General features: G+C 65.4%; 10 protein-coding genes. 7 read left to right on the plus strand and 3 right to left on the minus strand.

Annotated elements, in window-relative coordinates; all coding sequences use genetic code 11:
• Nucleotides 1–66 precede the first annotated feature (66 nt).
• The gene (gene rplQ / locus J3U95_RS02725; RefSeq protein WP_005663400.1) at nt 67–462 is read left to right on the plus strand and encodes a 50S ribosomal protein L17; all 396 of its coding nucleotides are present in this window, start codon (nt 67–69) and stop codon (nt 460–462) included.
• Between the two features lie 126 nt (nt 463–588).
• Complete coding sequence (gene dsbD, locus J3U95_RS02730) at nt 589–2,406, plus strand: protein-disulfide reductase DsbD (protein WP_208277143.1); 1,818 nt, start codon at nt 589–591, stop codon at nt 2,404–2,406.
• 39 nt (nt 2,407–2,445) lie between these two features.
• Here dsbD and J3U95_RS02735 read toward each other — a convergent pair whose 3' ends face one another.
• Entirely contained in the window at nt 2,446–2,979 is a 534-nt protein-coding gene (locus J3U95_RS02735; RefSeq protein ID WP_208277144.1) for a Spy/CpxP family protein refolding chaperone, read from the minus strand.
• A gap of 196 nt (nt 2,980–3,175) precedes the next feature.
• Between J3U95_RS02735 and J3U95_RS02740 the strand changes: the two genes are divergently transcribed.
• The 5 genes from J3U95_RS02740 (at nt 3,176) to J3U95_RS02760 (ending at nt 10,863) form a co-directional block, all read left to right on the plus strand.
• On the plus strand, nt 3,176–3,904 hold the full coding sequence (locus J3U95_RS02740; RefSeq protein WP_109345397.1) for a response regulator: 729 nt from the start codon (nt 3,176–3,178) through the stop codon (nt 3,902–3,904).
• Nucleotides 3,901–5,262: an ATP-binding protein gene (locus J3U95_RS02745; protein WP_208277145.1), complete on the plus strand. Its 1,362-nt coding sequence runs from the start codon at nt 3,901–3,903 to the stop codon at nt 5,260–5,262. The genes J3U95_RS02740 and J3U95_RS02745 overlap by 4 nt, the downstream gene beginning before the upstream one ends.
• 139 nt (nt 5,263–5,401) lie before the next feature.
• Nucleotides 5,402–6,586, plus strand: a complete 1,185-nt coding sequence (locus J3U95_RS02750) for an efflux RND transporter periplasmic adaptor subunit (RefSeq protein WP_208277146.1) — start codon at nt 5,402–5,404, stop codon at nt 6,584–6,586.
• Nucleotides 6,583–9,717: an efflux RND transporter permease subunit gene (locus J3U95_RS02755; RefSeq protein WP_208277147.1), complete on the plus strand. Its 3,135-nt coding sequence runs from the start codon at nt 6,583–6,585 to the stop codon at nt 9,715–9,717. The genes J3U95_RS02750 and J3U95_RS02755 overlap by 4 nt, the downstream gene beginning before the upstream one ends.
• Nucleotides 9,718–10,017: 300 nt before the next feature.
• The gene (locus J3U95_RS02760) at nt 10,018–10,863 is read left to right on the plus strand and encodes a hypothetical protein (RefSeq protein WP_229519603.1); all 846 of its coding nucleotides are present in this window, start codon (nt 10,018–10,020) and stop codon (nt 10,861–10,863) included.
• A gap of 15 nt (nt 10,864–10,878) precedes the next feature.
• On the opposite strand, the gene J3U95_RS02765 is transcribed toward J3U95_RS02760, so the two are convergent.
• Nucleotides 10,879–11,346 (minus strand): hypothetical protein, encoded by a 468-nt coding sequence (locus J3U95_RS02765; RefSeq protein WP_208277149.1) that lies wholly within the window; start codon nt 11,344–11,346, stop codon nt 10,879–10,881.
• A gap of 8 nt (nt 11,347–11,354) precedes the next feature.
• The gene (locus J3U95_RS28710; RefSeq protein WP_208277150.1) at nt 11,355–11,672 is read right to left on the minus strand and encodes a DUF4258 domain-containing protein; all 318 of its coding nucleotides are present in this window, start codon (nt 11,670–11,672) and stop codon (nt 11,355–11,357) included.
• Between the last annotated feature and the right edge of the window lie 52 nt (nt 11,673–11,724).

The raw sequence follows: 11,724 nt of genomic DNA on the forward strand, positions 1-11,724 counted from the left end.
TCCGCGGACATGCGCGAGCATGAACGATCGAAGAACTGGATTTGAAAACACCCGAAAGGAAATACCATGCGTCACCGTCACGGCCTTCGTAAACTGAACCGTACCTCGTCCCACCGTCTGGCAATGCTGCGCAACATGACTGTTTCGCTGCTGCGTCACGAAGCCATCAAGACCACCGTCCCGAAAGCCAAGGAACTGCGTCGCGTCATCGAACCGATCCTGACCCTGGGCAAGACCGACACCCTGGCAAACAAGCGCCTGGCCTTCGCTCGCCTGCGCGACCGCGAAATGGTCCAGAAGCTGTTCGCTGAACTGGGTCCTCGCTACGCAAACCGCAACGGCGGCTACCTGCGTATCCTGAAGATGGGCTTCCGCGTTGGCGACAATGCTCCTATGGCCTACGTCGAACTGCTGGACCGTCCAGAAGTCACCTCGGCTGAAGAAGCACCGACCGCCGAGTAATCGGTAGTCCGACGACTGAAAGACCAGGCCTTTGGCCTGGTTTTTTTTCGTCTATTCCAAATGAGTTCCGGCGTGAAACTAGGTCCGGGTGTACCATGCCGGTGCAGTAACAACTCAACGACCACCATGTACCGATCCTACGTTCGTGGCCTGCTCCAGGCCTGCCTGACGCTGTTCGCCGTCTTCTTCCTGTTCACCGCAACGCCAGCCCGCGCCCAGCAGGACTTCCTGGACCCCGCCGTCGCCTTCAAGTTCGAGGCACGCATGGCGGACCCGCAGACCGCCGAGATCACCTACGTCATCGCCCCCGCGTACTACATGTACCGCGAGCGCTTCGCCTTCAAGGCCAGCGGCGCCGGCGTCACGCTGGGCGAGCCGCAGATCCCGCAGGGCAAGGTGAAGTACGACCCGACCTTCGAAAAGGATCTCGAGACCCATACCGGCACCCTGACCATCCGCATCCCGGTCGAGGGCACGGGCCCATTCACCTTGACCGCCACCAGCCAGGGCTGCGCCGACGCCGGCCTGTGCTACCCACCGCAGGAGCACAGCGTCAATCTGGGCGCCGGCGGCGCCCAGCCCGCGTCCGGGCTGCCGATCGGAATCGGCGCAGCGCAGGCCCCGCTGTCCTCGCAGCCGATAGCCGACAGCGCGCCTGCCGCGAGCGCGGCGGCGCCGGCATCGGACCTGTCGAACATCGCCGGCATCCTCGGCGGCGGCAGCCTGCTGGCCATCGTGCCGGCCTTCATCCTGCTCGGCCTGGGCCTGGCGTTCACTCCCTGCGTGCTGCCGATGGTGCCGATCCTGTCCTCGATCATCGTGGGCGAGGGCAGGCACGTGAGCCGTTCGCGCGGCTTCGTGCTGTCGCTGGCGTATTCGCTGGGCATGGCGATTGTCTACACCTTGCTGGGCATCGCCGCCGGCCTGGCTGGCGAAGGGCTGGCTGCCGCGCTGCAGAACCCCTGGGTACTGGGCGCCTTCGCGACCCTGATCGTGGCCATGTCGCTGTCGATGTTCGGTTTCTATCAGTTACAACTGCCTAACACCTTGCAGACCCGTTTGACGCAGGCATCCAACAGCCAGCAGGGCGGCAAGCTGGCCGGGGTGTTCGTCATGGGCGCCATTTCGGCCCTGATCGTGGGTCCTTGCGTGGCGGCGCCGCTGGCCGGCGCCCTGGTCTACATCAGCCAGACGCGCGACGTCCTGATCGGCGGCGCGGCGCTGTTCTCGATGGCGGTGGGGATGAGCATCCCGCTGCTGCTGGTGGGTCTGTCGGCCGGCTCGCTGCTGCCGCGCGTGGGGCCGTGGATGGAATCGGTGAAGCGCCTGTTCGGCGTGCTGATGCTGGCGATGGCGATCTGGCTGGTGTCGCCGGTGATCCCGGGCCTGGCCCAGATGCTGCTGTGGGCCGCGCTGCTGCTCGGGTATGGTTTCTATCTGCTGCGCCATACCCGCCATTGGGCGGCGATGGCTTTCGGCGCGGCCTTTGCCGTGCTGGGGGCAACCCAGCTGGTGGGCCTCGCCAGCGGCGGGCGCGACGCCTGGGCGCCGCTGGCGCACCTGGGCGGCGCGCCGCAGAACCACGGGCTCGTGTTCAGCCGCATCAAGACCGTGGACCAGCTCGACGCCGCGCTGGCGGCCAACGCCGGCAAGACCGTGATGCTCGATTTTTATGCCGACTGGTGCGTGTCGTGCAAGGAGATGGAGAAGTTCACCTTCGTCGACCCGGCCGTGCAGCAAAAGCTGGCCGATACGGTGCTGCTGCAGGTCGACGTGACGGCCAACGACGCCGACGACAAGGCCATGCTCAAGCGCTTCGGCCTGTTCGGGCCGCCGGGCATCATCCTGTTCGACGGGCAGGGGAAGGAAATCGCGGACAGCCGGGTGATCGGCTTCCAGAATGCGGAGAAGTTCCTGGCCTCGCTGCAGCGGCTGCAGCGGTAAGGTTGGCGGCATCGCCGCCAACTTTGCGAGCGGTCAAAGTTATGCGTTCGCGCGCTTGCCATGATGGCCGTGATGGCGCGGACCCTTGCGGTGCTTGGCCTGCTCATCGAAGGTCTTGCGCTGCTCCGGCGTCAGCTGGGCATAGAAACTGTTCAGGGCGCCAAGGCGCGTTTCCATGCGCGCGGTGCGCTCCTTCTGCATGGCGATCTGCTTTTCCATGCGCTGTGGGGCGCTCAAGCTGGCCCAGGCGGCGCGGTCGCCACGTCCGGCGCGCTCACCCTTCTTTTGCGGCGCCATGCTGGCGACGAAGGCATCCCATGCCGGCTGCTGCTGCGCATTGAGCTTGAGCGCATCGCGCAGCTTGGCCTGGCGTTCGGCGCGATGTTGCTCCATCTTCGCGCGGCGTTCGCCGGCCTTGGCCTGCCACTCGGCCTTCTTGGCCAGGCGTTGCTCGGCCGTCAAGGCCGGACGTCCCTCGGCCGGGGCGGCGGTCTGGGCCTGGGCGCCAACGGTGGCGCCGAGCAGGCCGGCAGCGGTGAGGGCGATCACGAGGTTCTTGCGGAGGGTGTTCATGGTTCTTCCTTTGTGAGAGTCTGGTTGTCTGTGCATCCGAAACGCTCGCTGCACGGTTCCCATCTTGCGCACAAACTGTAACCGCGGGGTTTCCCCTGTCTCATACATTGTATCAATATGTATCGGGCCTATAGGCTTATACACAGCGATACAAAATGCTCCTCCGGGCTTGTCATAAACTCGGATAATTGAGGTTATGGATACTCCCTCTACGATTCTGATCGTCGACGATGACCGCGACATCCGGACGCTGCTGGCCGACTACCTCGAGTCGAACGGCTACCGGACGCTGGCCGCCGCCGACGGCACGGCGATGTGGAAGGCGCTCGACGAAACCCGTCCCGACCTCATCGTGCTCGACCTGAACATGCCCGGCGACGACGGGCTGACCCTGTGCCGCAAGCTGCGCGCCACCTCGACCCTGCCGGTCATCATGCTGACCGCCCGCAACGAGCCGCTGGACCGTATCCTCGGCCTCGAGATGGGCGCCGACGACTACCTGCCCAAGCCCTTCGAGCCGCGCGAGCTGCTGGCGCGCATCCGCAGCGTGCTGCGCCGCTCGCATGCCATGCCTTCCAACACGCCGTCCGAGAACGTGCAGCAGATGCGCTTCTCGGGCTGGACGCTCGACCTCACCGCGCGCCACCTGCTCAACCCGGACGGCATCGTGATCATGCTGTCGGGCGCCGAATTCCGCCTGCTGCGCGTGTTCCTCGAGCATCCGAACAGGGTGCTGAACCGCGACCAGTTGCTCAACCTCACGCAAGGGCGCGACGCCGATCCGTTCGACCGCTCGATCGACATCCAGATCAGCCGCCTGCGCCAGAAGCTGGGCGAGGATGCGCGCATGCCCCAGATCATCAAGACGGTCCGCAACGGCGGCTACGTGCTGGCCGGCCAGGTGACGGTGGAGCCGGCGGCGTGAAGGATTTCTTCGGGTCGATGACGGGCCGGGTGTTCCTCACGCTGCTGCTGGGCGTGTGGATCTCGGCCGCGCTGATCCAGCTGGTGGCGGACTACCAGCGCTGGCGCGACTGGGAGCGCCAGCTCGAGCAGCACAGGCTGGAACGCGCCGAGCAGCTGGTCATGGCCACCGAGATCGTGCCGGCCGAGGCGCGTTCGATCTATCTCGAAGTCGCCAACCGTCCCGGCCTGGAGCTCGAAGTCGCCGACACCCAGCCGGAAGCGGCCCCGCCCACGCCCTTCGCCCAGCAGCTGGCAGCGCGCCTCGGCAAGGGCTACCGGGTCGAATCGGTCACTGCACGCCCGGCCGCCTGCGACACCGCGCAACGCCTGCCGATGATGTACGGCCTGCTCAGCATGGCTTATGGCGGCGCCTGCGAATCGCTCAACCTGCACCTGCGCGATGGCGCCGAGCTGCGCCTGTCGGTGCTGCCGCCGCGCCTGCTCCGGGACGGCGACACCGACCTGCGCATCCTGGTGGCCCTGTTCATGGTCAGCATCGCCGTGCTGGCCTACCTGGTGGCGCGCATGACCACCAGGCCGTTCAAGCAGCTGGCCCAGGCCGCGCAAGACCTGGGGCAGGACATCAACCGTCCGCCGCTCGACCTCACGGGCGCCAGCGAGATCCGCCAGGCCAGCGCCGCCTTCAACGCGATGCAGGCGCGCATCCGCCAGTACATCTTCCAGCGCACGCAGATGCTGGCCGCGATCACCCACGACCTGCAGACGCCGCTCACGCGCATGCGCCTGCGGCTCGAGAAAGTATCGGACGGCGAGCTGCAGGAACGCCTGATCGGCGACCTGTCGGCGATGCAGGAAATGGTGCGCGAAGGCCTGGTGCTGGCGCGCAGCATGGACACCACGGAGGCGATGCAGATGCTGGACCTCGATTCGCTGCTCGAGGCGGTGTGCGCCGACGCGAGCGACGCCGGCCAGGACGTCACGCTGCAGGGCAAGGCCACGATGGCGGTGCTGGGCCGGCCGCTCGACCTGCGCCGCTGCCTGGGCAACCTGATCGACAACGCGGTGAAGTACGGCCGCGATGCGCGCGTCTGCGTCGACCGCATCAACGGCACGGCGCGGGTGCGCATCCGCGACAGCGGACCGGGCATCCCGAGGAGCGAGCTGGGACGGGTGTTCGACCCGTTCTACCGGGTCGAGACCTCGCGTTCGCGCGAATCGGGCGGCACCGGCCTGGGGCTGACGATCGCGCGCAACATCACCGAGCAGCACGGCGGCAGCATCACCCTGACCAATCACCCGGAAGGGGGACTCGAAGTGACCCTGATGCTGCCGGCCTATTATCCGAACAAATCCTGAACGCATAGCGAACAGACAAGCGCAGTACACGCAGCGGTAACAACACTGTGGGACAATGCGCCGCCCTCATTCCAGGGCGGGCGGCAATGCCACCACGATCATTGATGGAGTCGCCGACAACGGGCGGCAAGGGACGAGAATGAAAAAGAAGAATGTCGGCGTCATCGCCGGAATCGCGGCGCTGGCCGTGGCTGGCGGTTGGTATCTGAACCAGGGCAACGATGCCAAGGCCGAGGGGCCGGGAGGCAAGGGACCGGGCGCGGGCGGCCCGCCGCCGGTGACCGTCAACGTCATCGCGCCCGAGCGCCGCGACGTCGGCGTCGAACTGTTCGCCAACGGCAGCGTGACCCCAATGAAAACGGTCAACCTGCATCCGCAGACCGTCACCACGATCCGCGAAGTACACATCCGCGAAGGCCAGTTCGTCAAGGAAGGCCAGCTGATGTTCTCGCTCGACGACCGCGCCGACATGGCCAACGTCGCGCGCGCCGAAGCGCAGGTGGCGCGCGACTCGGCCACCCTGGCCGACCTCGAGCGCCAGTACAAGCGCAGCCAGGAACTGGTGGCCCAGAACTTCCTGGCCCAGAGCGCCCTCGATTCCCTGCTGAGCCAGGTCGAAGCCCAGCGCGCCCTGGTGCAGTCGAACCAGGCGGCGGCCCGCGCCACGCAAGTGAGTGCCAGCTACACCACGATCCGCGCGCCGATGACGGGCCGGGTCGGCGCCATCGACGTCCATCCGGGCGCCCTGGTGCAGATGAGCACCTCGCTCACCACCATCACCCAGCTCGATCCGATCAACGTCTCGTTCACCCTGCCGGAATCGACCCTCGGCGCGCTGCTGTCCGCGCAGAAGCAGGGCAACGTCGAAGTGCGGGTCAACCCGGGCAGCGGCAAGGACGACGAAGCACCGGTGGTCGGCCGCCTGAGCTTCATCGACAACGCCGTCGATCCGCAGGCCGGCACCATCCGCGTGAAGGGCGAGTTCGCCAACGGCGACACCTCCCTGTGGCCGGGCCAGTACGTGACCGCCAACGTGGTGGTGCAGACGCTGAAGAATGCGGTGGTGATCCCGCAGACCGCCATCATCACGTCGACCAACGGCACCTTCGTCTACGTGCTGGGCGAGGGCAACTCGGCGCGCCAGGTGCCGGTGCAGCGCGTGTACGCCTTCGGCGACCGCGCCGCCGTCAGCGGCCTCAAGGGCGACGAAAAAGTCATCACCGAAGGCAAGCAGAACCTGCGTCCGGGCGGCAAGGTGCGCCTCGCGGGCCAGGATGGCAAGCCGGCCGCGCCGGCGGCAAGCAAGCAGGGCGACAAGGCATGAATCTGTCCGAACTGTGTATCCGCCGTCCGGTGATGGTGGTGCTGCTGTCGCTCAGCCTGGTGCTGGTCGGCATCCTGTCGTACATGCAGATCCCGGTCGCCGCACTGCCCAGCTATAACACGCCGGTCATCAACGTCTCGGCCAACCTGCCGGGCGCCAGCCCGGAGACGATGGCGTCCTCGGTGGCGCTGCCGCTCGAGAAGCAGTTCTCGACCATCGCCGGCATCAAGCTGATCACCTCGAGCAACACCCAGGGCGACACCAATATCACGCTCGAATTCGACAACGAGATCGACGTCGACAAGGCGGCGGTGGACGTCCAGGCCGCGCTGCTGGTGGCCCAGCGCCGCCTGCCGCTGGAAATGACCGAACTGCCGGCCTACCGCAAGGTCAATCCGGCCGACGCCCCGATCCTGTTCATGCACCTGACCTCGCCGTCGATGGACCTGTCGGAGCTGAACGACTATGCCGAAAACCTGATCTCGCCGGCGATCTCGACCGTGCAAGGCGTGTCCCAGGTGTCGATCAACGGCGGCAAGCGCTTCGCCGTGCGCGTACGCGCCCGCTCCGACCTGATGAACGCCCGCAACATCTCGATGGACGAGCTGGCGGCCGCGCTGCGCGCCGCCAACTCGAACACCCCGCTGGGCATCCTCGACGGCCCGACCCAGGCGCTGACGATCCAGGGCGGCGGCCAGCTGATGAAGGCAGCCGACTTCGCCAACCTGATCATCGCCACCCGCGACGGCCTGCCGGTGCGCCTGCGCGACATCGCCGAGGTGCAGGACAGCTACCAGTCGGTCAAGGCCATGGGCAGCCTGAACGGCGAGCGCTCGATCTCGCTGATGGTGCAGCGCCAGCCGAATGCGAACACCGTGCAGGTGGTCGACGCGGTGCGCGCGCTGATCCCGCGCTTCGAAGGACAGTTGCCGGCCTCGATCAAGATCGAGCTGGTGAACGACCGCTCGCTGTCGATCCGCGAAGCGATCCACGACGTCAACCTGACCCTCGCCGGCACCGTGCTGCTGGTCATCCTGGTGATCTTCCTGTTCCTGCACCGCGCGGCCGCCACCTTCATCCCGGCGGTGACGGTGCCGATCTCGCTGCTCGGCGCGCTGTCGCTGCTGTACTGGTTCGGCTACAGCCTGGATAACATCTCGCTGCTCGGCATCACGCTGGCGGTCGGCCTGGTGGTCGACGACGCGATCGTGGTGCTCGAGAATATCGTGCGCCATATGGAGATGGGCAAGAAGCCGATGGCGGCGGCCCTCATCGGCGCGCGCGAAGTGGGCTTCACCATCATCTCGATCTCGATCTCGCTGGTGGCGGTGTTCATCCCGATCTTCTTCATGCCGGGCGTGATCGGCCTGCTGTTCCGCGAATTCGCGGTCGTCGTCGGGCTGGCGGTGCTGGTCTCGGCCCTGGTCTCGCTGACCCTGGTGCCGATGCTGTGCTCGCGCCTGCTCAAGGATGGCGGCCACGTCGATCCGAAAGACATGTCGTGGATCGGCCGCCGCTTCGAAGCCGGCTTCACCAGGTTACGCAACGGCTACGGTAAAACCCTCGACCTGGCGCTGCGCTTCCGCTTCATCGTCCTGATGCTGGCGGCGGGCACTTTCGTGCTGACCGGCGTGCTGTATTCGACCATGCCAAAAGGCTTCTTCCCGGAAGAAGACATCGGCCAGATCCGCGTGATGGTCGAAGCCTCGGAAGACACCTCGTCGATGGCGCTGGCCGAGCTGCAGGGCAAGGTGGTCGACATCATCCGCGCCAATCCCTATGTGAAGGACACGACCTCGTTCAGCGGCGGCGGCAATACCGGCCGCATGTTCCTGGTGCTGAAAGACCGCGGCGAGCGTCCGCCGATGGACCTGGTGATCGACGACCTGCGCAAGGCCACCCGCGCGGTGCCCGGCGTGCAGGTCTTCATGTCGCCGCAGCAGAACCTGCAGCTGGGCGGCCGCCAGAGCAAGGCGCGCTACCAGTACACGCTGCAGAGCGTGTCGGGCGGCGAGATCGGCGGCTGGGCCGAGCAATTCCTGGAAGGCATGCGCAAGGACGAGCGCTTCCGCGACGTCAACAGCGACTCGCAGAACAAGGCGCTGCAGGCGACGGTGGACATCGACCGCGACAAGGCGGCGCTGCTGGGCGTGGAAATGGACGATATCCGCACCGTGATGTACGCCTCCTTCGGCGAGCGCCAGGTGTCGACCATCTATTCCACGGCGGCCAGCTATTACGTGATCCTGGAAGCCGCCGCGAGCGACCGCTACTATGACGAAGCGCTGTCGCGGGTTTCGGTGCGTTCCAAGTCGGGTGAACTGGTAAAGCTGTCGAGCATCGCCAGCGTGCGCCGCACGGTCGGCCCGCTGCAGGTCAACCACCAGGGCCAGCTGCAGGCGATCACCCTGTCGTTCAACCTGGCGCCGGGCGTGTCGCTGGGCGACGCCACCGCCGCCATCGACGACATGGGCCGCGCGATGAAGCTGCCGGCCTCCGTCATCGCCACCTATGGCGGCGACGCCGCGGTGTTCCAGGACACGCAGTCGAGCCAGCTGATCCTGATCATCACGGCGGTCGGCGTCATCTATGTGCTGCTGGGTGTGCTGTACGAGAGTTATATTCACCCGTTGACCATCCTGGCCGGCCTGCCGTCGGCAGCCGTCGGCGCCCTGATCACCTTGTGGATTTTCGACAAGGACCTGACCCTGATCGCGATGATCGGCATCCTGATGCTGATCGGCATCGTCAAGAAGAACGCGATCATGATGATCGACTTCGCGCTCGACGCCCAGCGCAACCTGGGCATGAGCCCGCAAGAGGCGATCCGCGAGGCCTGCATCCTGCGCTTCCGTCCGATCCTGATGACGACCCTGGCGGCGCTGATGGGCGCGCTGCCGATCGCGCTGGGCATCGGCGCCGGCGCCGAGCTGCGCCAGCCGCTGGGCCTGGCGGTGTGCGGCGGCCTGATCTTCTCGCAAGTCATCACCCTGTACATCACCCCGGTGATCTACCTGTACCTGGACCGCTACAGCGGCTCCGGCCCGATGACCGATGAGCAGATCGCGAAGGCGGACCAGGATCACGTGGCGCATCCGGCCCCGTCGGCCCACCCGGTGCATCCCGCCTAAGGCAGCACGCCAGAAAAGCCCTCCGGCCGCCAGTATCGGATACAGTATTGTTCCGATACTGGCGGCCGGAAACATTTGGTAACAACCATCAATGGATTGGATGGGGCGGCCGGGCGGCTAGCGTGATGCGGTTGCGCCGCAAAACGGTTAGACTGCGGCTCTCTGCCGTTTTTTTAGACGTAGCTATCAGGAAACCGATCCATCTTGCGTGACCATTCCCACACCTACGAACAGGACAGTGAAGTGTGTTCCCACTGCGGGCAGCCGTTGCCGCCCACGGGGCCGCGTTACGGGCTGGGGATGAGTTACGGTCGCAAGAAGCCGAGCCGCTATGGCGTGGCCGGCACGATCGCGCTCCACCTGTTGCTGGTGCTGCTGTGGTTCTACGAGCCGAAGGAACCGGACCAGCGCACGGCGCGCCCGGCTTCCGAGGACCAGGGCGACAGCCAGGTCGTCTACGTGGCGCCGCTGCAGGAAACCTCGCCCGTCGAATCGGCGCCGCGGCCGACGCCGCGTCCCTTGCCGGCGCCGCCGGTGCCGCGCGTGGAACAGGAACGCATCATCGTCCAGCGCCTGCCGGACACCATCACGGTCCCCGACGAGCGTCCCGCGCCGCCGGCTCCGCCGCAACCGCAGCGCCAGCAGCCGCCAACCGAGGTGCCGCCCGACATGGACATGGCGGCCTACGTGAAGGCCCAGCGCGAGCGCCGCGGCGCGCCGACCGGCGCCGAAGTGCCGGCCCAGGAAAGCGACGCCGCGCGCGGCACCCGCAACGCGCTGGCGAACATCGCCGCCATCAATGGCCGCGGCACCGACGACAGCAACGAGACGGGCGGCATCTTCTCGGTGTCGAACAAGACCTTCAACACCATGGACCTCAAGTTCCGCGGCTGGAACCCGAGCTTCAAACGGCGCTGGCTGACGGCGGTGACGGTGGAGCAGGGCAGCGAGCGCGACATCGAGACCGCGGTGATCAAGAAGATGATCGAGCTGATCCGGCGCGAGAAGAAGGGCGATTTCGAGTGGGATTCGCACCGCCTGGGGCGCGTGGTGAAGCTCAGCGCGAGGCCGCAGGATACGGATCAGCTGGTGGAATTTCTGTACAAGGAAATGTTCCCGGATTACAGGCCGGCGCCTGGGCGCTGAGCGCGCATCAGCTTCCTAGGCGGCAACCGCGTCTTCATCTTCTTCGAGTTTAATTTCCGATTTCCACTTGGAACGTGATTCGGAAACGATGATTTTGGCGTGACTGATACGGTCGAGCGTATTGAGCATGTCCAATAACGCAGACACGTTCTTGTCGCCGCTATGTTTACGCACAAACAGCATCCTTAGCATCAGATCGATTGCCTTTGGCACCTTGCCAGTTTTTTCCCATTTGGCGACGGCTTGCTCGGTGTAGCCTACGGCCTGTCCCAAGGATTTCTGCGACAGCAACAACGCTGTGCGGATGTAGCGAAACTCGGCTCCGGTCAGTCGCCCTTGCTTCTTGACCAAGGCATTGCAGATGGCCACGACAAGCCCGTCGAGATCGTGAAAGGAAACCGTCTTGCCATAGGGCGTGCTGCGTTCGACGTAACCGTTCTTCAGCCAAACGTTCCGCAGGCCTCCGTCGGTAAAGCGGTACATGGTTCCTCCTAAATATGCATTGCTGTGACGACAAGCAGCGCGGGATCGTCGTCGCTCAAGGCGACGACGACGCCAATATTGTGCCCAGTGGTGTAGTGTTCCATCCGGCACTCGAGTGTGCCGAAGTGTGTGTTCGGCTCAGGCCGGCGTCGGATGCTGCCGTTTCTTAATGTGGCGAGGACGCATGGCATGGTTATCTTTCGTTCCCGCATCCGTTTTTGCACATGCACAGAGAAGGCCACATTGATCGAATCCTGCGATGTAGCTCGGATATGTGCCTGTAACTGAGGCGTCGACAGCGAAGTGATTTTCCGCGGTTGCTTCATCGAGCTACCTATACAAAATATAGGTTAGACAGAGGGATTCCGCAACAGTTTT

Source organism: Massilia oculi, assembly GCF_017582745.1.
Classification (GTDB): domain Bacteria; phylum Pseudomonadota; class Gammaproteobacteria; order Burkholderiales; family Burkholderiaceae_D; genus Telluria; species Telluria oculi_A.